Origin of the sequence: Embleya sp. NPDC008237, from assembly GCF_042956465.1 — a bacterium.
Taxonomy (GTDB): Bacteria; Actinomycetota; Actinomycetes; order Streptomycetales; family Streptomycetaceae; genus Embleya.
Genome location: NZ_JBIBGL010000013.1, coordinates 48,214 through 71,851 on the forward strand (window position 1 = coordinate 48,214; position 23,638 = coordinate 71,851).

At 72.4% G+C, this 23,638-nt stretch carries 15 protein-coding genes; all 15 read left to right on the forward strand.

All coding sequences use genetic code 11. The features are described from left to right. The first annotated feature begins 83 nt into the window (after window positions 1–83). The 15 genes from ACFZBU_RS30505 (at window position 84) to ACFZBU_RS30575 (ending at window position 23,637) form a co-directional block, all read left to right on the forward strand. Window positions 84–809 (forward strand): hypothetical protein, encoded by a 726-nt coding sequence (locus tag ACFZBU_RS30505; protein WP_391586907.1) that lies wholly within the window; start codon window positions 84–86, stop codon window positions 807–809. 117 nt (window positions 810–926) lie between these two features. Beyond that, the gene (locus ACFZBU_RS30510; RefSeq protein WP_391586908.1) at window positions 927–1,568 is read left to right on the forward strand and encodes an NUDIX domain-containing protein; all 642 of its coding nucleotides are present in this window, start codon (window positions 927–929) and stop codon (window positions 1,566–1,568) included. Window positions 1,569–1,759: 191 nt separating this feature from the next. Beyond that, on the forward strand, window positions 1,760–3,880 hold the full coding sequence (locus tag ACFZBU_RS30515; RefSeq protein WP_391586909.1) for a tetratricopeptide repeat protein: 2,121 nt from the start codon (window positions 1,760–1,762) through the stop codon (window positions 3,878–3,880). Between the two features lie 200 nt (window positions 3,881–4,080). Further along, a complete protein-coding gene (gene ald, locus ACFZBU_RS30520) occupies window positions 4,081–5,196 on the forward strand; it encodes an alanine dehydrogenase (RefSeq protein WP_391586910.1) in 1,116 nt (371 codons plus the stop codon). Window positions 5,197–5,411: 215 nt separating this feature from the next. Beyond that, window positions 5,412–6,308 (forward strand): tyrosine recombinase, encoded by an 897-nt coding sequence (locus ACFZBU_RS30525; RefSeq protein WP_391586911.1) that lies wholly within the window; start codon window positions 5,412–5,414, stop codon window positions 6,306–6,308. A gap of 354 nt (window positions 6,309–6,662) precedes the next feature. Next, a complete protein-coding gene (locus ACFZBU_RS30530; protein WP_020555592.1) occupies window positions 6,663–7,637 on the forward strand; it encodes a ParA family protein in 975 nt (324 codons plus the stop codon). Beyond that, entirely contained in the window at window positions 7,622–8,185 is a 564-nt protein-coding gene (locus ACFZBU_RS30535) for a hypothetical protein (RefSeq protein WP_391586912.1), read from the forward strand. The genes ACFZBU_RS30530 and ACFZBU_RS30535 overlap by 16 nt, the downstream gene beginning before the upstream one ends. Window positions 8,186–8,317: 132 nt before the next feature. Continuing rightward, window positions 8,318–9,343, forward strand: a complete 1,026-nt coding sequence (locus ACFZBU_RS30540) for a segregation/condensation protein A (protein WP_391586913.1) — start codon at window positions 8,318–8,320, stop codon at window positions 9,341–9,343. Beyond that, a complete protein-coding gene (scpB, locus tag ACFZBU_RS30545) occupies window positions 9,340–10,170 on the forward strand; it encodes an SMC-Scp complex subunit ScpB (protein ID WP_391586914.1) in 831 nt (276 codons plus the stop codon). The genes ACFZBU_RS30540 and scpB overlap by 4 nt, the downstream gene beginning before the upstream one ends. Beyond that, window positions 10,170–11,156, forward strand: coding sequence for a pseudouridine synthase (locus ACFZBU_RS30550; RefSeq protein ID WP_391586915.1), 987 nt, complete (start codon window positions 10,170–10,172; stop codon window positions 11,154–11,156). Before scpB ends, ACFZBU_RS30550 begins: the two co-directional genes overlap by 1 nt. A 397-nt stretch (window positions 11,157–11,553) precedes the next feature. Beyond that, window positions 11,554–13,869 (forward strand): VWA domain-containing protein, encoded by a 2,316-nt coding sequence (locus ACFZBU_RS30555; protein ID WP_391586916.1) that lies wholly within the window; start codon window positions 11,554–11,556, stop codon window positions 13,867–13,869. Window positions 13,870–13,945: 76 nt separating this feature from the next. Further along, on the forward strand, window positions 13,946–17,920 hold the full coding sequence (locus ACFZBU_RS30560) for a tubulin-like doman-containing protein (RefSeq protein WP_391586917.1): 3,975 nt from the start codon (window positions 13,946–13,948) through the stop codon (window positions 17,918–17,920). Further along, entirely contained in the window at window positions 17,917–20,361 is a 2,445-nt protein-coding gene (locus ACFZBU_RS30565; protein WP_391586918.1) for a hypothetical protein, read from the forward strand. The genes ACFZBU_RS30560 and ACFZBU_RS30565 overlap by 4 nt, the downstream gene beginning before the upstream one ends. Then, entirely contained in the window at window positions 20,358–21,425 is a 1,068-nt protein-coding gene (locus ACFZBU_RS30570) for a hypothetical protein (protein ID WP_391586919.1), read from the forward strand. Before ACFZBU_RS30565 ends, ACFZBU_RS30570 begins: the two co-directional genes overlap by 4 nt. A 25-nt stretch (window positions 21,426–21,450) precedes the next feature. After that, window positions 21,451–23,637: a hypothetical protein gene (locus ACFZBU_RS30575; protein WP_391586920.1), complete on the forward strand. Its 2,187-nt coding sequence runs from the start codon at window positions 21,451–21,453 to the stop codon at window positions 23,635–23,637. The last annotated feature ends 1 nt before the right edge of the window (window position 23,638 follow it).

Sequence of the window (23,638 nt, forward strand, 5' to 3'; positions counted from 1 at the left end):
GTCCACTGTCGGACGGTCTCGTGGAGACGCCCCGGCGACCCTGATACATCCGAACGAAGATCTCTACCCATGCGACGGTGGCAATGGATTTTCCGACGTATCCGAACTCCGACGTTCTCTTGGCGCGTCTTGTGCGGGGCCAGGACACCGGACTTTCCATGGATGACTTGCCTTCTGCTGCCGAGGGGAAGCCGCCATCGGAAGAATTCCTTTGCCGGCTCGCGGAACAACTCGGTCTGCACAGTCATGACCTCCGCTTGATCGCGGGCCTGGCCATTCCGGACGACGAATTGCTCTTCGACGAGGAGGCCGGTCGCGAACTCCCGCGATTGGTGCAGCGTGCCCTCCCCTTACCCGCATCCGGCAGGCGGCAACTGAGGGACTGCGTGCGGTCCCTGCCCGAGATTCGGCAGTCCCTCTCGCCCAGGAAACAGCGCCCTTACGAGCAATACCCCCCGAGTTTCGGTTCTCTCCTCGTGCGGATGCTTGCTCTCCGCAATCTGGGTTGGTCCTCTGCGGCCAAGGTGATGTATCTGATGTCCGACGTCTGCCTGTCGGCTGCGACCATCGGTGCGGTGGGCCGTGGCGTCAGGGAGATCGACGCCGAGCTTCTCACCGGCTTTGCAGCCGTGCTCGGCGTTCCGGTCGCCGTCCTGGCATCCTTGACCGGCGTGCAAGTGGCCACCGCAAGTCGCAGACCGTCGGCGGTGATCGTCGACACGGCAGCGTTGCTGTGGGAGGTACGGCAGCTGACTGCGGGACAGCTACGCCGACTCTGCGAGCTGGCAGAAGAATTGGGTCGGGAATGACGCGAAGCAGCAGGGGTCGTTCAGGCGGCGCGGCCCCGCCAAGATCCGCCGGACAGGGCCTAGGCTGACCCGTCGGGACGGCGGTATTCGGCCGCGGCTGTTGAAGGGGAGCGCATCGTGAACGACCCGGGCACTCGGGCGAGGATCGTCGACACCGCCGAGGCGTGGCCCGTCGCGGAGAGCGAGACGCCGTTCAAGGGGCGGGTCTGGTCGATGCGCAGCGACGTGGTCGAGATGCCGGACGGCAGCAGTGCGCGGCGCGACTACCTGGAACATCCCGGGTCGGTGGGTGTGGTGGCGCTGGACGAGCAGGGCCGGCTGTTGGTGCTGCGCCAGTATCGGCACCCGGTGCGGCACAAGTTGTGGGAGATCCCGGCCGGACTGTTGGACGTGCCGGGGGAGAACCCGCTGCACGCCGCCCAACGGGAGTTGTTCGAGGAGGCCCACCACGAAGCCCGCACCTGGAACGTGCTGGTGGACCTCTACACGACGCCCGGTTCGTCGGACGAGGCGATCCGGGTGTTCCTCGCCCGCGGGTTGGCCGAGTCGCAGGCCGAGCGGTTCGCGGTCGAGCACGAGGAGGTCGGGATGGAACTGGCCTGGTTGCCGCTGGACGAGGCGCTCGCCGGGATCCTCGCGGGCGAACTGCACAACCCGATACTGGTTTCGGGTGCCCTCGCGCTCTCGGCCGCGTTGGCCGGGGACGGGCTGGACGCGCTCCGGCCGGCGGATGCGCCCTGGCCCGCTCGGCCCTACTGACGGGCTGCGGTCGCGCCCGGGCCGTGTCCGGTGGATCTCGGTGGGCCGGGGACCCCCGTGCCCATCCCCTCGTCGCCTCGGGGGCGCATGGCTGCGGAATTGGCGCTTCGGGGTTGGCGAGTCGGACCTCCCGAGCCGGTGCGTGGCCGTAATCTGCGCGATGGGTGTGGGTGAGACAGGGGGCGTCTGCGGTGGCGGTGACCGGGGAGTCCGGGGTCGGGTGCGCGACGGCCGAGGGGTTGGTCCCCGGAATGCGCGCGCCGGCCGAGGCGTTGCCCGCGATCGTGGACCAACTTCCGCCCGGAGGGCCCGACTTCGTCGGACGCACCGACGAACTCGACACCCTTTACAGCTGGGTGACCGGACCCGGCGCGGCGATCCCGGCGCAGCTGGCGCCGACCGACCCCGAGCATCCGGGCACCACCCGCACGGTGTGGCTGCCCCGGGACCGGGTGGTCGCGATCACCGGACCGGTCGGCGTGGGCCGTACCGAGTTCGCCGTCCGGCTCGCCCGCCGACTGGCCCCGCACTTCCCGGACGGCCGGCTGTACGCCCGGCTCACCGGGCCGCGCGGTGAGCTGATCCCGCCCGGCGACGTGCTCGAGTCGTTGTTGTACGCGCTGGGCACGGTGGCCATACCCTCCGCGCACGAGGAGCGGATCCGGCTCTTTCGGGAACATCTGGACGGGAAACGTTTCCTGATCCTGCTGGAGGACGTGACCGGGACGGCACAGCTTCGCCCGCTGCTCCCGGAAAGCCCCACCACGCTCGTGGTGATCACCTCGGTGTCCCCGCTCACCGGCCTGGGCCGGGCCGCGGCCGTGCGCACCTGTGCGCTGGACATGCTGGACGGGCGCGCCTCGGCCGAACTGCTCGGCAACCTGGCCGGACATACCCGGGTCGCGTGCGATCCGCGTGCCGCGGACGAACTGGCCGCCCTGTGCGACTTCCACCCGGCCGCGCTGCGGATGGCCGGCGCCTGGTTGCGGGCCCGGCCGCGCTACGCGATGGCCGACGTGGGTCGCCGGTTGCGGGCCGAGCGGTTGCGGTTGCGCGAGCAGGCCGGCGACGACCTCGCGGTGCGGGCGTGCTTCTCGCTGATCCACCGCGAACTGGTGCCCTCCGCCGCGCGGCTGCTGCGGCTGCTCGCGCTGGTGCCCGGGCGCGAGTTCGGCGCGGACGCCGCCGCCGCGCTCGCCGACTGCGGACCCGACGCGGCCACCCGGTCGCTGATCGAGCTGCGCGAGCTGCACCTGTTGGAACAGGGTTCGGTGCCCGGCCGCTTCCGCTTCCACGACCTGGTGCGCGGTTATGTACAGGAACGCCTGGACGCGGAGGAGCGGCCCGGCGAGCGGCGCAACGCACGGGTGCGCCTGCTCGACCGGTACGTGCGGCTGGCCCGCTCGGCCGAGCGGATCATCGTCGGCGCGGACGGCCCGGACCCGGGTGCCGATGTGCGCTTCGAGTCCGCCGACGAGGCCCGCGCGTGGTTGCGCGACGAGCGGCCGGAACTGCTGGCCGCCGCCCGGGTCGCCGCAGCCGCCGGCCTGGACGCGGCCACCCGCCGGCTGGTCTCGGTGCTGACCCGGCTGCTGGATCGCCGGGCGCACTGGAGCGACGTGCGCGAACTGCACGAACTCGCGCTGACCACCGCCCGCCGGGCCGGCTCCGGCCGGCAGGAGGCGGTCGCCCTGCTCAATCTGGGCAACCTGCACGTCGCGCGCCAGGAACTGGAGGAGGCGCTGTCCTGCTACCGCGCGGCCCTGGAGGTCTCCCGCGGACTGGGCGACCCGGCGGGCGAGGGCCGGGCGATGGTCAACCTCGGCAACGCCTACGCCGACCTGGGCGACCTGCAACGTGCCGCGGACTGGTACGACCGCTCGCTGCTGCTGCGCCGCACCATCGGCGACGCGGCCGGCCAGGCGCGGGTGTTGTCCCACCTGGGCCGGCTGCACGCGCGGATGGGCCGATTCGAACAGTCGGTCCGCGACCACCGGGCGGCACTGGGGGTGCGCCGCCGGATCGGCAACCCCGCCGACATCGGCCGGGTGCTGACCGACATCGCCGCCGTGCTCGGCGAGGCGGGGCGTGCGCAGGAGGCGCTCGCGGTCTACCGGGACGCGATGGAGGCGTTTCGGGCGGCGGGCGACGAGCGCCTGGAGGCACTCGCCCTGTTGCAGAGCGCCGAGCTGGCGCTCGAAGCTGGCGACGTGCGGGACGCCCGCTCGCGCCGCCGGGAGGCATTGGCCCTGCTCGTGGACGCGGGCGCGCCCGAAGCGGACGAGGTTCGCCGCTTTCTGGGTGACGAATAGCGCCGCCGCGGGTACTCGCTCTCGTCCCTTATCTCGGGCGCAACCTACGAAATAGACAAGCGGTAGCCCCCTCACTGCCACTTTGTAAGGTTGGCGGGGCGTTCCAACCGCACTAAGCTAGGGACACCACGAGGTACGGCGTGCATTCGCATGCTCGGGCTCGCTGGTGCCCAACCCTCTGTCGACAGGACTTGATAGCCGTGAAGGTCGGTATCCCCCGCGAGGTCAAGAACCACGAGTACCGCGTGGCGATCACGCCCGCCGGCGTGCACGAGCTCGTGCGCAACGGTCACGAGGTCTACATCGAGCACGACGCGGGCGTCGGCTCCTCCATCCCGAACGAGGAGTACGTGGCCGCGGGGGCGACCATACTCCCCACGGCGGACGACGTCTGGGCGACCGGCGACCTGATCCTCAAGGTCAAGGAGCCGATCGCGTCGGAGTTCGGACGGCTGCGCAAGGACCAGACGCTCTTCACCTACCTGCACCTCGCCGCGGGTAAGGAGTGCACCGAGGCCCTGCTCAACGCCGGCACCACGTCCATCGCGTACGAGACGGTGCAGCTGCCCAACGGCGCGCTGCCGCTGCTCGCTCCGATGTCCGAGGTGGCCGGTCGGCTCGCGCCGCAGGTCGGCTCGTACCACCTGATGGCGCAGGGCGGCGGTCGCGGCACCCTGATGGGTGGCGTCTCCGGTGTCTACGCCGCGAAGGTCGTCGTGATCGGCGCCGGCGTCTCGGGCATGAACGCGGCGGCGATCGCCCTGGGCATGCAGGCCGAGGTGCTGCTGCTGGACCGCAACATCCAGGCGCTGCGCGACGCCGACCGGATCTACCAGGGTCACCTGCAGACCGTCGCGTCGAACACGTACGAGATCGAGAAGGCCGTGCTGGACGCGGACCTGGTCATCGGCGCGGTGCTGATCCCGGGCGCCAAGGCCCCGAAGCTGATCACCAACGAGCTGGTGTCGCGGATGAAGCCGGGCTCCGTGCTCGTCGACATCGCGATCGACCAGGGCGGCTGCTTCGAGGACTCGCACGCCACGACGCACGACGACCCGGTGTACAAGGTGCACAACTCGATCTTCTACTGCGTCGCGAACATGCCGGGCGCGGTGCCGCACACCTCGACCTACGCGCTCACCAACGCGACGCTGCCGTACATCGTGCAGCTTGCGAACCGGGGCTGGCGCGATGCGGCCAAGGCCGACCGGGCGCTGGCGCTCGGTCTGTCGACGCACGAGGGCCTGCTCACCAACGCTGCGGTCGGCGAGGCACTTGGCCTGCCGGCTGTGTCGTTGGACGACATCCTGGGCTGACGGTCGGCCTCACGCGCTAGGCTTCACGGCCCGGACGGGCTGGGTTGGCTTGCCCGGGTGTGAGGGCTGCGGGGCTCGGGTCTTCTCGAGCGCCGGGCGGGCCGGCTCGGCTTGGTCGGGCGTGATGGTCGGCGTTTGCGTAGGGCGTTGCATGCCGTACACCCCCAATGGCGTGGGTGTGCGGCATGTGGTGTTTTGGGGGGCAGAATGGGGCCGTGGATGCGGTGGTCGGGGCCTATCTGGCCCATGTGACGGGTGAGCGTGGGGTGGCGCGGAACACGCTGCTTGCCTATCGGCGGGATCTTCGACGTTACCTCTCTTATCTGCATGCGCGCGGGGTGTGCGCACTCGCGGAGGTGCGGGGCGAGGACGTGACCGCGTTCGTGGACGGGTTGCGGGCCGCGGGGCCGGCCGAGGCGTCGGTCGCCCGGGCCGTGGTCGCGGTGCGCGGGCTGCACCGCTTCGCGCTGCGCGAGGGGTTCGTCGCGGTCGACGTCGCGCACGACGTGCGTCCGGGCGCGCCGCCGCCGCGCCGCACCGATGCGCTGTCGGTCGAGCGGGTCGAGGCGTTGTTCGCCGCCGCCTCGACGGGTGCCGGACCGTACGGGCCGCGCGACCGGGCGCTGCTCGAACTGCTGTACGGCACCGGCGCGCGGGTGTCGGAGGCCGTCGGCGCGGACCTGGACGACCTGGACCTGGCCGCCCGGACCATCCGCCTGGCCGGCCCGGGTGGTCGCCGGCGAGTGGTGCCGCTCGGTGCGTCCGTCCTGGACGCGCTCGATGTGTATCTGGTCCGGGCCCGCCCCGAACTCGCCGCCGGGTGCGGCGGCACCGCCGTCTTTCTCAACGCGCGAGGCGGCGGATTGTCACGGCAGAGCGGCTGGGTCGTGCTCAGGAAGGCCGCCGCGCGGGCGGCGCTGCCGGACCCCATCTCCCCGCATACGCTGCGGCGTTCGTTCGCCACGCATTTGCTCGACGGTGGGGCCGATGTCCGGGTCGTCCAGGAACTCCTGGGTCATTCCTCGGTGTCCACGACCCGGGTCTACGGGCGCGAAACCCCCGACGGACCTCGTCAGGTGTACGCAGGATCCCACCCTCGGGCGCTTGACTAGATCGCCTCACATGTTGCATGCGTCGGGCGGTTCGCCTTGCTGCGACCGTCCGCAACGCCATAGAGTCGCGATCCGTCGGCAAGGATTCAGGCTGACGAAGCAAGAAATGACCTGGTCGGCAAGGAGGTAAGACGACTTGTGAACGAGTCGACATTTGCTCCCGGGGGTGCCCAGCCAGGGGCGGCGCCGGGCCGTGCAGCGCCGACTACCTCTTCCTACGGGCCCGCCGACGGCCCGCAGGACCAGCAGGGGACGCGCACGGAAAGCGCCGTCCAGGCGGGCCAGACGGCCCCGGCCGGTCAGGCCGGGCAAGACGGGCTCGATGGTCCGGACGCGCACGAGTACGCCTACGATATGTACTACTACGACGACGAGTTGCGCTACGCCGAGGAACTGCGTGGCGGACCGTTCGACCCCGACGCGGACTACGAACCGGATCCGGAGTACGCCGCGACTCTCGCCCCCGACGCCGCCACGCAACGGCGTGAGCGGGTCGGCCCCACCGGCCGCGCCCTCCCGTACTTCCCGATTCCGGCGCCCGTGAGCGAACACGGCCCGGCGAAGATCATCGCGATGTGCAACCAGAAGGGCGGCGTCGGCAAGACCACGTCGACCATCAACCTGGGTGCCGCGCTTGCCGAGTACGGTCGACGAGTGCTGCTCGTGGACTTCGACCCCCAGGGCGCACTGTCGGTGGGCCTGGGCGTCAACCCCATGGAACTCGAACTCACGGTCTACAACCTGCTGATGGAAAGTCATCTCAGCGCGGACGACGTCCTGCTGAAGACGATCATCCCCGGCATGGACCTGCTGCCCAGCAACATCGACTTGTCGGCGGCGGAGGTGCAGCTGGTCACCGAGGTGGCCCGGGAGACCACGCTCTCGCGCGCGATCCGGCCGCTGGTCAACGACTACGACTACATCATCATCGACTGCCAGCCCTCGCTCGGTCTGCTCACGGTCAACGCGCTCACCGCGGCGAACAGCGTCATCGTGCCGCTGGAGTGCGAGTTCTTCGCACTGCGCGGGGTCGCGCTGCTGACCGAGACGATCGAGAAGGTGCACGAGCGGCTCAACCCCGACCTCGTGCTCGACGGCATCCTGGCGACGATGTACGACGTGCGCACCGTGCACGGCCGGGAGGTGCTGGCCCGCGTCACCGAGGCGTTCGGCGACCAGGTCTTCCACACCGTGATCGGACGCACCGTCAGGTTCCCCGAGACCACCGTCGCGGGCGAACCGATCACCACGTACGCCTCCAACTCGGTGGGCGCAGCCGCCTATCGCCAACTGGCCAGGGAGGTGCTCGCCCGGTGTCGCGCCGAGTGAGTCTCCCGGGTGCCGACGAGCTGTTCCGGACCACCGGTGGTGCCATGCTGCGGCAACAGCAGCAGAGCGCCGGCGGGGATTCGGCAGAGCCGCGCAGCACCGTACCCGCGCAGGTCCCGCCGGTCGGAGCAGGTTCCGACAGCACCGAACGACACGAGTCGTCCGGTTCGGACGGCGGTCCCGGCGAGGCCGAACAGCACGCCGTGCAACATCCCGTGCCCGGCCGCCGCGAGGCGCCCACGCCGTCGGGGGCGTCCTCGATGTCCGCCGCCGCCGCGGGTGTCGACCCGAACGCGCGCCCGGCACACCGCCGTACCCGTGCGCAGCGCCGCCCGAGCGGGCGCGAGCGACACGACGAGAAGATCACGGTCTACGTGTCCGCCGAGGAACTGATGGACCTCGAACACGCACGCCTCAGCCTGCGCGGCGACTACGGCCTGGCCGTGGACCGCGGTCGGATAGTGCGCGAGGCGGTCGCGGTGGTCCTGGCCGACCTGGAGGCGCGCGGTGAGGCGAGCATTCTCGTCCGTCGCCTGCGTGGCTCTTAAGCGACATTCGAGCGAACCCCGCTTCGCGAAGTCTCGACGGACCCGCCGGTCCCCTGAGTGGCCCAATTCGGACCACCGCCCGGCGGGTCCGTGCCGTTTCCCGCAGTCGCGGCCCGCACCATTGAGCGCACCATGTCCAACACCAACGGTCCCGCCTCCTCCCGACGCACGCTCGGGCGCGGCCCGGGTCGGCCCGCCGCTGCCGAGGGGCCGCCCGCATCGGCTGCGCAGGCGGTGCCGGAGCCGGTTTCGCAGCCCGGCCCGCAGGCCGCTCCCGCGCCCGGCCCCGACCCGAGCCTCGCGCCCGCCTCCGCCCCGGCTCCCGGCCTCGGGCTCCCGGCGGACGACGGCACCGGCTTCCGGGTCAACCTGGCCAACTTCGAGGGCCCGTTCGATCTGCTCCTGGGCCTGATCGCCAAGCACAAGCTGGATGTCACCGAGGTTGCGCTGTCCCGGGTCACCGACGAGTTCATCGCCTACATCCGGGCCCAGGGCCCGGACTGGGACCTGGGTCAGGCCACCGAGTTCCTGCTGATCGCGGCGACCCTGCTCGACCTGAAGACGGCCCGGCTGCTGCCGGTCGCCGAGGTCGAGGACGAGGAGGACCTGGCCCTGCTGGAGGCCCGGGACATATTGTTCGCGCGGCTGCTCCAGTACCGGGCGTACAAGCAGATCGCGGGCATCCTGGAGGACCGCTGGGCCGAGGAGTCCCGCCGTCACCCGCGCGAGGTGCCGCTGGAGCCGCGCTACCGGGGCCTGCTGCCCGAGGTGGTGATCACCACGTCCCTGGACCGGTTCGCCCGGTTGGCGGCCAGGGCGATGACCCCCAAGGCGCCGCGGATCGTCTCGATCGAGCACATCCACGTGCAGCGGGTGAGCGTGCGCGAGCAGGCGGCGATAGTGGTCGAGCGGCTGCGGCGCACCGGCAGCGCGACGTTCGCCGAGCTGGCCCAGGACGCGCCGGACACGCTGCACGTGATCGCCCGGTTCCTGGTGCTGCTCGAACTCTTTCGGGAGTTGGCAGTGGGGTTCGACCAGGTCGAGGCGCTGGGTGAGCTGACCGTGCGCTGGACGGCCGGGACGGACGAGGACGTGGTGGTCGGTGTCGAGTTCGACGAGTTCGACACGGTGCCGCGCGAGGGCGAGGAGGACGCGTGAGCGGCGACGAGGGATTCCGGGTCGAGCCGGCCGACGAGACCGGGCCGGAGCCGGCGGCCGGGCACGCCCCGACGCCGCGGTCCGAGCGGGCGACGCCCGTCGAGGCCGCCGTGCCCGCTCCGCGGGCCGCCCGGGGCAAGACCCCACCGCCCGCCCTGCCGGTGTCGGACAGTCCGCTCCCGGCCGCGCTGGAGGCCATCCTGATGGTGGTCCAGGAGCCGGTCTCCGAACATCTGCTCGCCGAGGTGCTCGATCACCCGCTTCCCGACGTGCTGGCCACGCTGCGCACGCTGGCGCTGGAGTACACCGCCCAGGGGCGTGGCTTCGACCTGCGCGAGGTGGCCGGCGGCTGGCGGTTCTACAGCCGCCCCGAGCACGCCGCCGCCGTCGAGCGCTTCGTGCTGGACGGGCAGCAGTCCAAGCTGACCCAGGCCGCGCTGGAGACGCTCGCCGTGGTCGCCTACCGCCAGCCGGTCAGCCGCGGTCGGATCTCCTCGGTGCGCGGCGTCAACTGCGACGGCGTGATGCGCACGCTGCTGGCCCGCGGGCTGGTGGAGGAGTACGGCATCGAATACGAGACCCAGGCCACGCTCTACCGCACCACCGAGTTCTTCCTGGAGCGGATGGGCCTGCGCTCGCTCGACGAGTTGCCGGAATTGGCCCCTTTCCTGCCCGAGATCGAGGCACTGGAGGCGGAGGGCGAGGGGCCTTTGGACGGCTTCCCGTACCGCGCGGCGTCCCCGGTTGCGCGGACCGGGGATACTGGGAGGGATACCGGGGCGGTGCACGCCGACCCCGACGACGGCGAGACGACAACGGAAGTTTGATGGCACCCACCAACAGGCAAGGCTCCGGCGGCAACGACCGAGGCAACGAACGCTCGGTGAACAAGCGCGGGGGCACCGGGCGCGGCAGCAACACTCCGCAGCCCCGCCGGGTCGCCGACGACAATCGTCGAGGCGGCGCGGGTGGGCAGCCGAAGTCGGGCGCGGCCGGTGGCAAGGACCGCCGCCCGTCGGCGAGCACCGGTCGCCCGGACCGCCGTCCGACCACGATGCGCTCCACCGAGCGCAACGAGCGCGAGAAGCAGGAGGGCGTCCGCCTTCAGAAGGTGATGGCGGACGCGGGCATCGGCAGCCGCCGGCACTGCGAGAACCTGATCGAGGCGGGCCGGGTCCAGGTCAACGACGAGCGGGTCACCGAGCAGGGCAAGCGGGTCGACCCGGACACGGTGGAGATCAAGGTCGACGGGATGCGCATCCCGACCCGCCCGGCGGAGACCTACATCGCGTTCAACAAGCCGACCGGCGTGGTGTCCACCATGTTCGACCCGGACGGCCGGTTCACCATCGCGGACTACATCACCGAGTTCGAGCAGCGCCTGTTCCACGTCGGCCGGCTGGACACCGAGACCGAGGGCCTGATCCTGCTCACCAACCACGGTGAACTGTCCAACCGGCTCACCCACCCCCGGTACGAGGTGCGCAAGACCTACCTCGCCTCGATCCAGGGCCCGATCCCGCGCGACCTGGGCAAGAAGCTCAAGGCCGGGGTCGAACTGGAGGACGGCGTCGCGCGCGCCGACAGCTTCCGGATCGTGGACAGTGTCGGCAACAACTTCCTCGTCGAGGTGGTGTTGCACGAGGGCCGCAAGCACATCGTCCGGCGGATGCTGGCCGAGCTGGGCTTCCCGGTCGAGCGGCTGGTGCGCACCCAGTTCGGTCCGATCCAGCTGGGCGACCAGAAGCCGGGCCGCACCCGCCGGTTGTCCAACGACGAGATCGGCCTGCTCTTCCGCCAGGTCGACCTGTAGGCCGGACACCGCCAGGGGCGTGTCAGGGCGGCAACCCCGTCGCATTCGGCATCGGCAGCCAACTGCCTTGACGGCCGCAGTGGTTCCACTTATGGGTGGAACCGCTGCGGCCGTTGTTCGTATCCGGCCGATTCGGTTCCGTCGGACTGCCCGATGGTGCATCGTGGAAGCCCGCACGGGGGTGCCCGGGCCCAGGCCGCATAACGGTTCGGAACCGAGCGTGTGCCAGTGATCGCGATCGGTGCCCGCAACCCCCCACGTTGCTGCTAGAACGTTGCCGAATACCCGAGGTGTGCCTCGCGCCCGCGGGGCCGACAGCAGGGGGGACACCACTTTGGTGCTGCCTGTCCGCCGGGGAGCGCCACGGCCGGCGCCCTCCACACGGCGTCCACGACGGTTGGCCACCGCAGCTCTGCTCGGCGCGCTCGCACTGGCGCTGACGCCCGGCACGGCCAGGGCGGCGGACCCGACGGTGGGCGATCCGAGCCTCAAGGTCGCGCCGATCTCCTACGCGATCCTGGTCGACGAGTCCGGCAGTCTCAAGGGTGCCGACCTGGACCGGGAGAAGGACGCCGCGGCGTTGGCCGCGATCGGCGAACTCTCGCCCGACTCGCGCGTGGGGGTGGTCGGCTTCGGCAGCGGCGCCGGCGTGAAACCGGCGGTGGACGTGGTCTGCCCGATGACCGCGGTGTCCGATCCGGCGGCGGCCAAGTGTGCCGAGAGGCTGCACGCGCGCACCGACCAGGAGGGCAACAACACCGACATCCCGGCCGCGATCCGGCAGGGCGTGAACATGCTGGCGGCGAGTCCCGCCGGGCAGCCCAGGGTCCTGTTCGTGCTGACCGACGGCGCGATGGCGGTCTCGCCCGGCGAGGGCTACGGCAACGACGCCGCACGGATCCCGGGCGAGCTGGACAAGAGCCTGACCGCCGCGTTGGCCCAGGCCAAGGCGGCGGGCGTACAGATCTGGCCACTGGGTTTCGGCAGCGCGATCGACGCGGCGCAACTGTCCCGGATGGCGGACGGCGGCGCGCCGTCGATGTGCTCGCAACGGCCCGAGGACAAGCCCACGGCGGTCACGGTCAAGGACTCCGGCGAGGTCGTGCAGACCCTGCGCAAGGCGTTCGGGACCGCGCGCTGCGCCGGTGTCACCCAGACCGACTCGACCGAGGTGAACGGCGAGGCCGACCTGAACGTGACGATCCCGGCGATCGCCACCGACGTGGTCATCCAGGTGCAGAAGGCCAACGAGCGGATCGAGACCACGTTCTTCGATCCGGACGGCAAGCGGGTCGACAACGCGCCCGGCACCGAACAGCGCGGGCAGGGCTCGCGGACCGAGACGTTGCGGATCACCGATCCCGTGGCGGGCAAGTGGCGGATCCACCTCAAGGCGCCGGACGGCTTCTCCGGGCCGGTCAGCGCGGCCGCGCTGTGGCAGGGCGTGGTCAAGTCCTACGTCCAGCTCAACCCGCCCCAGCCGAGCGCGGGCGAGCCGGTCAAGTTCAGCGTCTTCCTGCAGTCCCGGGAGAAGAACCTGACCGATCCGGCCGCGCTCAAGGGCGTCACCGTCTCCGGACACGTCGAGGGACCGGGTCTGAAGGCGGACATCCCGCTCCGGCCCGGCGACAAGGGCGAGTTCTCCAGCGACTACCGGATCCCGGGCGGGATCACCGGCCAGGTCAGCTTCACCGGCACCATCAGCGCACCGGGCGTGGCCGGCACCCGGGAGGTCAAGACGGTCACCCTCGGCGGGGGACCGGCCGCGGTCTCGGCCGAGATCAAGTGGGGCGACGGCACCATCGAACCCGGCGGCAGCGTCGCCGGCACCGTGTCCTGGAAGGTGAACGACACCAGGCCGCACACCCTGCGGGTGGTCGCCGACTTCCCGGCCGGCACCGGGCTGCGGATCACCGGCGCCGAGCAGCGGGTGACGGCCGGGTCCGACGAGTTCGGCTTCGAGCTCGCGTTCGGCAAGGGCATCACCAAGGGCGACCACACCGGCCGGGTCCGGGTGCTGGACACCGGTGACGGCGACAAGGTGCTCTTCGAGACCACCCGCACCGTCACCGTCGAACCGCCGCCCGGGTTCTGGGACGAGTACCTGTGGCTGGTGATCGGGGGCATCGTGCTCATCGCACTGCTGCTCGGGCTGCTCGGCTACCTCGCCAAGCGGCGCAAGCGGGCACGCCGGATCGGACCGATCGCGCTGCGCCTGTACCGCGACGGGCAGCCGATCGGCGTGGAGACCCGCCCGCTGGACGAGCGCGCCGAGGCGATGTGGTTCCGGTTGGACACCACCGGCTTCCCGCCCCAGTTGATTCCGCTGTACCAGCACGAGCCCGGAACCGCGTGGATCGTGCGGCGGACCGCGGCGACCGGCACGATGGACGTGGAGACGCCGCTCGGCGCACACCTGCACCTGGACACCGGTCGGCCGACCGAGATCGAGCCCGGACTCGCGCTCGGCTTCACGGACGACCGGGTCCGGAACGGGCCGCCCGACGGGGGGAGTTCCGGGTCGGGTGAGCCCTACGGCCCGTACGGCTCCGCCGCGCCCGCGACCGCGCCCCCGCGGCCGTACGGCGAGGATGCCTACGGATCCGACCGGCCGTACAACCCGTACGGCCCGTACGGTTCGGGACCCGCCGCGGATCCCGGGCCGGGCGCGGGCCCCGACGACACCACGTTCGGCTACGGCCCCCCGCGCTAGTGCTGTTGCGGTACCGGCCGGGATGCGGGGTCCCGGCACCTGAACTCGCACGTCACGCACTTTTCGAGGAGGGCCCGTGGCAGCGCAAGGCCGCAGGGGCATGTCCATCCACCAGTCCATGCTGTTCGTGGGGCTGGGCGGTACCGGATGTCTGATCGGAGCCGAACTCGAACGACGGCTGCGCGAGGAACTGTGCGGTGCCGACGGCACCGGCCTGATGCAGCGGCTCGGCGGCCAACTGGCTCCGTACCAGCTGCCCAATTGCATCCAGTTCGTCTACGCCGACCTGAACGAGAACGAGTTGCAGCGCCAGCGGTTGCGGGCCGCGCCGCCCGCACACCGGGCCGCCGCGGACCGCAACGCACACCTGACCACCCAGCTGGTGCCGCCGCTGAACACCTATCCCGAGGTGGCCCGTTCGCTGCGGATCAACGCGGCGGAGGAGACCATCCCGTGGTTGCCCGCCCGGGAGGGCGAGCCGCGGGTGACGCCGCTGCGGCGCGGCGCGGGGCAGTTGCCCACGGTCGGGCGCGCGGCCCTGTTCGAGACCTTCCGGCACGGACTCGCGCCCGCGATGGACCCGTTGCGTCGTGCGGTCGGCCTGATCAGCAACGGCAACGACCACCTGATGGCGCTCAGCGGCAGCCAGAACAACCGCAACACGTGCGACGTGTTCGTCGCCTTCTCGATCGCCGGCGGCACCGGGTGCGGGATCTTCTACGACTACCTGCACCTGATCGGCGAGGCCTTCTCGCAGGGCTACGACGGCATCAAGATCTACCCGCTGGTGCTGATGCCGTCCGCCTTCGACGAGGAACGCGGCGGCGGACGCCCTGCGGTGCTCAACGCCGGCCGAGCGCTCCTGGACCTGTTCCAACTGGTCGACGACCAGAACGGGCAGTACGCCCAGGAGGAACTCGACACCGGGCTCGGCGCGCCGGCGGGCAACCTGGCCGTGCGCTATCCCGGCCTGGAGTCCACCCGGCTCAAGGCGGGCACCGTCCAGACCGGCTTCCTGTTCAGCCGCACCAGCGGAATCGAGCGCGAGGACCTGCACCGCTCGGTGGTCTCCCTGGTCATGTCGCTGATCGGCACCGGACTCAACCCGGGCGGGCCCGAGTTGGAGAACGCGGTCATCCAGGGCGACCTGTACCAGTCGTTCGCGGACAGTTTCATCAACGAGGGGGTCCGCCGCGAGATCCCGGCACCGAGCGGGATCGGCGCGTGCGGGGTGTCCACCAGCCTGGTCGCCTCGATGACCGTGCCGGTGGACGAACTCGCCGACATCGTGGCCGGCCGGATGCTCGCCCAGGCCGTGCGCGACCTGACCTCGGACGTGCGGGTGTCCTCCGAGGCCAACCTGGAGCAGATCAAGTCCTTCATGTCGGTGTCCGGTCTGGGCGAACTGTGGTTGTGCGCACCGCCGCACGTCGCCGACCCGTCGCCGGCCAAGGGCGCGGCGGGCATCATGCAGGCGCTCAACGCGCGGACCCGGGCGATGGAGCAGGCGCTGCGCCAGCAGGAGGCCCAACTGCGGGCGCACACCGCACAGTTGGCCGAGGAGTTCAACCACGCCCGAGGGATTCGGCAACTGCTGTCCGACGGCGACCTGTTCCGGGCCCGCCGGGTGCTCTTCGGCGACCGGCGGCTGTACAGCGACACGGACCGGCCCGGGGTGGCCGGGCTGCTCGCGCACTGCAGCACCGAGCCGACGCCGCCGCCCGGGATCACCGTGAACGCGCCGCACATACCCGCGATCAAGGACCGCGCGGGCGGGGTGGTCAAGGCCAAGTGGGGCGACCCCGAGGTGCAGCGTGCGCTGAGCGCGCAGCAGCAGTGGTTCGAGTGGCGCTCGCGGCGCAACTGGCATGCCCAGTGGGGCGGTCAGGCCGAGGTGTGGGACCGCAAGATGGTCTACCTGCGGCACGTCGTGGACGGCCTGGGGCAGGCCTTCAACGACCACCGCGACCAGGAGGAGGCGAACTTCGGCCGGGCCACCCGCGAGTTGTACCGGCAGCGCTCCGGGGTCTCCTACCTGCTGCCGCCGCAGGGCAACCTGGAGTCGTTCTACCGCCAGGTGTTGCGCCGCTTCGTGGACCGTGAGCGGCTGCCCGAGACGGCCGGCGCCGCGCAGATCGTCGGCAAGCTGCTCGGCGCGGGCATCTGGCAGCGCGCCTACGAGTTGGGCGAGGAGCGCGAGGGCGGCCCGGTCGCCGTCGCCTACGTGCGCGACCAGATCAAGCAGCAGGTCAAGACCCTGTTCGTGCAGGCCGGCGAGCTCAACGCGCAGCCGCTGCTGCCGCCGGTGCGCGACCTGCTCACCCGCGCGGCGACCCGACGCGGCGCCGCGGTGGGCGAGGAGGACCTCGAACAGTTCGTGCAAAAGCTCGCGGGCATGTTGCCCAACGGCTTCTCGCCCGAGGGCAGCGGCGAACTCAAGGTGCTGATCGCCCACCCGGGCACCTCGCACGACATGGAGGTGCGGCAGTACCTGGAACGCATGTTGAACATCCCCAACGAGCCGTCCCGCAAGATCGAGTTCCGCGCGGTCGAGCAGGAATCGATCGTGGTGGTGCTCTTCCGCAGTGCGATGAGCCTGACCGAGGTGCCCGAGGTGCGCCAGGTGCTCGCGCAATGGTCGCGCTCGCTGGACCGGCAGGACCCGGTCGACTTCCTCAAGTGGCGCCAGCGGCTGGGCTTCACCTACGACTGGCTGGCCACCACCGAGGGACACCGGGCGTACATCCTGCACCGGCTGCTGTGCGCGATGTGGAACGGGCAGATCGAGGTCGCGCGCGGGGACCGGTCCTCGCCCGAGGTGATCGACATCCGGCTGCCGCACGGACCGACCGTGATGAAGCTGCCGCTGCGCCCGTTCGACCGGGCCTCCTCGTGGGGCAGCCTGCTGCGCGCCTACGAGGAGTGGACGCTGACCGACGACGCGGCGGTGCGCCGGGAGTTCGCCAAGCAGCTGATGCTCACCTACCCCGAGGGCCTGGGCTCGCGGGTGCGCGAACCCTCGCCGCTGTACCGGCACTTCGTGCACGAGGTCGCGCCGCGGCAGGTCAGGGTGCTCAAGGAACTGCGCGACCGGCTGCCGGAGCGCAGTCGGGGCTGGGCGGAGGAACTGCTGCGGCTGTGGGAGGTCACCCTGCCCGCCGCACTCGACCTGTCCTTCCCCCACCAGAGCAGCACCCGGGATTCGCTGCGCGAGCTGGAGTACGACGATCCGATCTCGGGTCACGACGGGTTCGGCGGCGACCTGCGCGGTCAGGGAACGCGGGACCGGGACCGGGACCGGGATCGGGAGCGGGAGCGGGAGCGGGACGAGCGCGACTCGGGATGGGAGCGGCGGCCGGCCGAGCGGGTGCGCGACGACCGGGACGAGCCGGAGGACCGGGCCGAGCGCCGGGAGCCGCGACTGCCGCGGCAGACCCGGGACGACCGGGACGACGACCGCGACGACCGGGAGTGGGAGCGGCGGACCGGGCGCGAGTCGCGCGGTCCGGTGTTCGACAAGGACGACCCGGATCGGCGGGACGGCCGCGAGCCGAGGGAGCCGAGGGCCCCGCGGGAGCGGCGGGACGAGCATGAGCCGGGCGGTCCGCCGCAGTGGCGGGACCGCGCGCCGCGTGATCCGCAGGAGTGGCCACGGGAGCGCGACCCGCACGAGTTGCCCAAGACTCGCGACCCGCGTCGGCCGAACCCGGACACGCCCGAGCGGCGCGACCGCGGCCGCGACGATCGGGACGGCCCGGCCCGGCCGCCGACCGCCGAGCGGCGGCCCCGACGCGACCCGTACGACCCCTACGATCCGTACGAGCCGGGGGAGCCGCGCGAGACCCGGGTGCCGCCGCCCGCCCGGGGCGCGGACGATCCGCACGACCCGTATCGGGCCCGGGACGCGCGCGGCCCGTTCGACCCGCGCGACCAAGGCGGGCGCGGCGACGCGGATCCCGCGGACCGCACGGTGCGCCTGGACGGCCTGGACCGGACCCTGCCGCTGCCGGACGAACACGACGACCGCGAGCTGCCCGGAGGTGGCTGGTGACCGACTCCGTCGACGCGGGCGTGCCGCGCCCGCTGGTGGTCGTGGTCGACCTGCGCACCGAGTACGAGGCGGTCATGGCGGCCCGGCGGTTCGCCGACGTGCAGACCGCGTACGCGCGGACCCGGGTGCCCGCCGGCACCCTGAACGTGGCCGCCGACCGGGTGCTGGTGCTCGACTCCGTGGACGAACTGGTCGCCCATCGGCGGGCGTACGAACGCATCTTCGCCGGCGACTACATCAAGGTCGTGTGTGTCGCGGTCGGCTCGCCCGTGGACGGCTCGGTCGTCCTGCGCCGCCCGGGCCAACTCGTGGGCAGCGACGCGGCCACGCTGTGGGTCGGCGACGTCCGGGGCACCGACTGGGCGCCGGGCCGGGCGCCCGGCACCACCCTGCGGCCGGACGACGCGGACGCGCTCGCGCCGCTGGTGGACGTGCTCACCGAACCGGAGGTCTTCGACCACGTGCTGGCCGGCGTGACCGAGATGCCTCGCTCGATCGCCGCGCCGGGACTGAACGCGTTCGTGCACCGGATCCGCGACGACGCGGTACAGCGGGCCCGGATCCGCGCGGCACAGCGGCTGGTCGGCGCCGAGGGCGGGGTGGACGAGCCGTGGCCCGAGCCGCTCGCGGCCCTCGCCGACGGCCAGGGCGCCGGACTGGCCGCGGCCACCGGCGGCGTCCGCGAATGTGTGCGCGCCGACAGCCCGCTCGGCGCCCGGTGGGCGCACGCCGACCAGGGCTTCGGGCACGCGCAACGGAGCCTGTCGGTGCTGGCCGGTCCGCTCGCGCTGTACGGCTCGGGCGGCCGCGAAGGACCGCCGATCCACGACCGGATCACCGATGCCGCGACCGCGCTGGGCGAATATCGGGACCTGGTCCGGCAGACCGTGGGCCAGGGCGCGGCCGGCTTCGACGCGGATGGACGGGCCTGGCTGGACCAGGTCGGGGTGGTGATCCCCGAACCGCCCGGACTGAGCGTCACCTCGGTGGCGGGCGCGCTGCGCGAGCGCACCGCCGCCGCCTTCGACCGACCCGAGGGGTTGCGCGGACTGGCCGAGCGGCTGCGCGAGTTGGCCGACCGGATCAGCCCCGGCGCGGGCGCGTCGCGGGCGTACGAGGTGGACCGGACCTGCTCGGACGGCTTCCTCGCGCACTACCTGCGCCCGGCCGCTTTCCCGCTCGGTCCGGCGCATGTCGGGGTCGTCGGCGGGCTGTTGGCGGGCTCGTTCCTGATCGCGCTGTGGCCCGCCTTCGCGGTGCTCGGCGCCGTGCTCGCGGTGCTGCTCGCGGTGTTCGGATCGACCCTGATCGCGCTGCGCCGCCCCGATCGAGGGGGCGGCGCGACGTTGCCCGCCGAGGCGTTGTCGATGATCGTGGCGGCCGGCCTGGTCGCGCTGATCGGGGCGGTCGGCGGGCTGCTCGCCGGGCGCGCCTGGGGGCCGCCGACCGGTGTCGGTCCGTTGGCCCTCGTGCTCGGCCTGGCGGTGCTCCTCGTGCTGCCCGGCGTGGACTGGACGGTGCGGGTGCGGCGCTGGGAGCGCACGCTGGCGCTCGGCGCGGCCGGTCGGGCTCTGCACGCACTGCACGCGCTGCTCGTGCGCACGGTGTGGAACGACTGGGCGCTGGCCGGTCCGCGTCGGGAGGCGGTGGACCGGGCGATCGTGCTGGCCGCGCTGCTGGAGGAGAGCGCCAAGGTCCTCGCCGAGAACGCGACCGCGATCGAGCGGCAGCTCGTGGGCGAGTCGGCGGCTCCCGAGTCGGCCGCGACCGGCTACGGCACCGCCACCGCGCCGACCCCCGGTCGGCCCGCGCCGCCCTCGACGCCGCCGCCGAGCGCCGGCCCGAGCCTGTACGACGTCGTGCTCGGCGACCTGGTGGACGGACTGCACGCCGCGTTCGAACCGATGTGGTCGCTGCTCGAAGGGGACCCGGCGGAGGCATCGAGGCAGGGCACGGAACGCGAACTGCGGCGCGTGTTGCGCTCGTACGCCGACCACCTCGCGCACCACGGGATCCAGGCCGCGCCGCCGTTCGCCCGCCGCACCCAGGACCGCCCGCATGTCGGGAACGCGGCCGGCGGCGATGCGGACCGGATCGCCGGGCTGCTCGCCCAGCCCGCGGACCGGTCCATGCTGCAGCTGTGCGCGACCGACCAGTTGATGTTGCTCGACCACGTCCCCACCCACATCCGCAGTGTGCGTTTCGCGCCGCGCGGGGTGCGCCCGGCGGTCCGCGAGGCGCTGCGCGAGCGCGGCGACGGTCATCTCATGGACCACGAACTGGTGTGGACCGGCGCCGGCCGGATGGCCGGCGTGCTGCGCCTGCTGCCGCTGCTGCCGGGCTCGGTGGACGACGCCCGGATGTGGGAGGAGAGCGCCGACGGCGCCCCGGACCACGCGGGCGGATCGACCGCCGGCCACGACGACGGACGGGCCCGGTGAGCGCGGTGGGCGAGTCCCGGGAGGAGAAGCTCGGATACACCGACCCCGAGGGCCGGTCGGTGGAACGCCGCGTCGAGTTCGGCCCGGACCGGCCGGTCGCTCCCGGCCGACCCTTTCGGATCCGCGACGTGCGGGACGTGGAGGACGGCAGCACGTTCGTGCAAAAGCGCCTGGGGCCACTGGACGCACGTCGCCGGGTCGGCGCGGAGGCGGGCCTGGAGACCGAGATCCGGGTGCTGCTGCGGCTCGCGCGCACGTTCGGCCCGGCCGACCATCCGCGTGAGCTGGCCCGTATCGCCGGGCACGACTTCGACGGCGTCGAGCCGTTCCTGCTGCTGGAGGCGGTGCCCTGCCCGCCTGCCGAGGACGTGGTGGGCAAGCTGCTGACCGAGGAGCAGGACGCCTTTCGGCGGGCGCTCTTTCGTACCGTCCGCCACCTGGAGACGGCCGGCGTCGTGCACGGCGACCTGACCCCCACCAGCGTGCGCTGGCAGCGCGAGCAGCGCCGGTTGTACATCGCCGACTTCGACCACGCCGCCCTCGCGGGCGAGCCGCGCAGCAGCCTGGGCACCGCGCTGTGGGCCGCGCCGGGCCCACTGCGCGGACCCGGACCCGCCGATCCGCGCGACGACCTGTGGTCGGCCGCGCAGGTCGCCTACCACGTCACCACCTCCCGCCCGGTCCGCCAGGGCATGATCCCGGTCGGCGTGGAGAGCCAGGGCGTACTGCTCGACCTGTTCCAGGGCGTGTTCGAGCCGGACGCGCAGCGCCGGCCGGGCGCGGCGGAGGTGCTGCGCCGACTCGCCGAACCGGACCCGTACGTGCACGGCCATGCCCAGTACGACCCGCTCGCCGAGGGCCGGCGCGGCTACGAGGCGGCCCTGCAGCGCAAACGGCAGCGCATGCCGCTGGAGGGGCAGCCGTCGCCGACGGCCGCGTCCGACGGCCCGCGGTCCGCCTTCGCCCCGCCGCCGGCCGGCATCCCGCCCAAACCGGCGAATCCGCCGGTGTCCGAGCCGAGGCCGGGTCGGTTCCGGCTCTTCGGAAAGAACCAACCGAATTGAACGCGACGGCAGGTGAGGTCGGCTGATGTTGCATCAGATCGTGTACCGCTGGGACCCCGACGGGCTGCTCGGGCGCCGCGGCATCGTCCCGGTCGCCACGTCCCTGAGCCGCGACGAACTCTTCGGCTGGCACACCCGCACCCGGCTGGCCGACGCGGTCACGATGGACTACGGCGACCCCGCCTGCCCGGCCTCCAGCGTGTGTCTGCTCGACACCCCGCTGGGCGTCGCCCTGGTGCGCCGCGCGTTCACCGCGGACGCTCGCCGGCAGCGGCTGAACAACTCCGCGCACGTCCTGGTCGGTCCCCGGGACAGCATCGCGCCGTTCGACGCCATCGCGTGGGGCGCGCTGGAGGCGCGTGCCCCCGGCGCGCTGGACCCGGACCGGACCCCGGCCGGGTACGGCCTCCAGCCGCTCGCGGACGAGCGGCTGGCCGAGGCGTTCGAACTCGCCGCCGGCGACCTGCACGAGCGGGCCCGCCGGCTCGGTGATCCGCTCGAGGTGTTCACCGCCGCGGTGCTGCGCGGGCCCCGGGCCAAGGTGGCCCTGCTGCCGGCCACCGCCGAGGACGCCACGGCGCTGTTGTGGGGCCTGCAACACCTGCTCACCGCGCTGCTGCCGGGGCCGTGGACGTTCTCCACCTTCGAGGTCGACGACACGGCTCCCGACCCCCAGGGCGCGCCCAGGTTCGTCACCCTGCCCCGGGTGCCCGGAGCCGGACCCGGGACCCGGGTGCGGGTCGATCTGACCGGACGCGACGAGCCGTTCGACGCGCATCGCGAACTCGCCCGGCGGATGGTGAAGTACTACGTGGGCGAGGGGTGGGCGGGCTTCCATCGGCTGCTCAACGTGCCCACCGAGGTGCACACGCTGCCCGAGGGCACCCGGGTCGAGGAGATCCGGAGCCGACTGGACGCGCTCGGCGCCCGTCAGGAGGCCCGGGCCAAGCCGCGCGAGCCGCGCGAGCCGCGTGAACAGCCGCGTGAGCCGCGTGAACGGCCCGAGCCGCGCGCGGCCCGAGCGGAGCCGCCGGAGCCGGGCACCCGCGAGATGCCGCGCGTGCCGCCGCGGACGCCGCCCTCCACCGCACCACCGGTCGCCGGCCCGGCGACCGGCCCCATCGACCCGAATCGACCCGAGGTGCGCTGTCCCTATTGCCTGGACCTGATCCGGTGGAACGAGAACGACCTCTACGAGCGCGACGACCGGCTGCGCTACGAACGGGTGGACCTGAGCACGGTCACCGACCCGGTCAAGCGGCACGACCGGCTGCGCGCGACCTTCATGCGCTGCCCCAACCCGGCCGGGGACGAGGAGCGCGAGCACTACCTGCCGACCAACTACCTGATCCACGAACCGCCGCTGGTGATCGGGCTGATCGGTGACGGCCTCTCCGGCAAGACGCACCTGCTCGCCGCGATGATCGCCGAGATCGACGCCGGCGGATTGCGTCCGTACGGCGTGACGCACGCGCCGGTGGATCCCGACCAGCATCAGGACTACCTGCGCAACCGGGTCGATCCGCTCCAGCGCGGGACCATGCTCGCGACCACGGTCAACCACCAGGGCAACCTCGTCCAGTTCGCCGACGCGCTGCTGCTGCGCTCGGCCGGCCGGACCCGGCCGATCGCCTTCTTCGACGTCAGCGGCGAGGACCTGGCCAGGGGCGGTCGCGAGATGCAGTTCCTGGCCGCGGCGGACGCGTTCGTGTTCGTGGTGGACCCGGTGGTCGCGGTCGACCTGCCCGAGTTGCGCCGGCTGACCGGCGACGGCGAGGACTCGCCCGGTGTCCGCCGGGGCGACCGGACCTTCGCCGCGGTGATGGACCGACTGCCGCGTACCGCGGAGTTGCTCGGCCAGCCGGTCGCGGTCGCGGTGACAAAGTCCGACCTGATCCGGTTCGAGCCGCCCGTGGACGCCTGGTTGGGCTCGCACCCGCCCAGGCCCGGTCGGGTGGATCCGGCGCGGGTGGCCGCCGAGAGCCGCGACGTGTACTCGTTTTTGTACGCCCACGACGCGGTGGCCTGGCTCAGCCCGTTCGAGGAATTCCGGCGCTGCACGATGCATTTCGTGTCGGCCACCGGTGCGCGCGATCGGGACGGCCGCTTCCCCGGCGGCATCCGGCCGCGTCGTGTTCTCGAACCCGTCGTGTCGATCCTGGCGATGTGCGACATGCTCGATCAGGCCGGGGTCGAGCGCGTGGGGGTGTGAG

Excerpts from the sequence above, each read along its gene's own strand:
- ACFZBU_RS30505 (WP_391586907.1), top strand. The coding sequence starts at position 84 with ATGGATTTTCCGACGTATCCGAACTCCGACGTTCTCTTGGCGCGTCTT.
- ACFZBU_RS30530 (WP_020555592.1), top strand. The coding sequence starts at position 6,663 with ATGTACTACTACGACGACGAGTTGCGCTACGCCGAGGAACTGCGTGGC.
- ACFZBU_RS30540 (WP_391586913.1), top strand. The coding sequence starts at position 8,318 with ATGTCCAACACCAACGGTCCCGCCTCCTCCCGACGCACGCTCGGGCGC.
- ACFZBU_RS30550 (WP_391586915.1), top strand. The coding sequence starts at position 10,170 with ATGGCACCCACCAACAGGCAAGGCTCCGGCGGCAACGACCGAGGCAAC.
- ACFZBU_RS30575 (WP_391586920.1), top strand. The coding sequence starts at position 21,451 with ATGTTGCATCAGATCGTGTACCGCTGGGACCCCGACGGGCTGCTCGGG.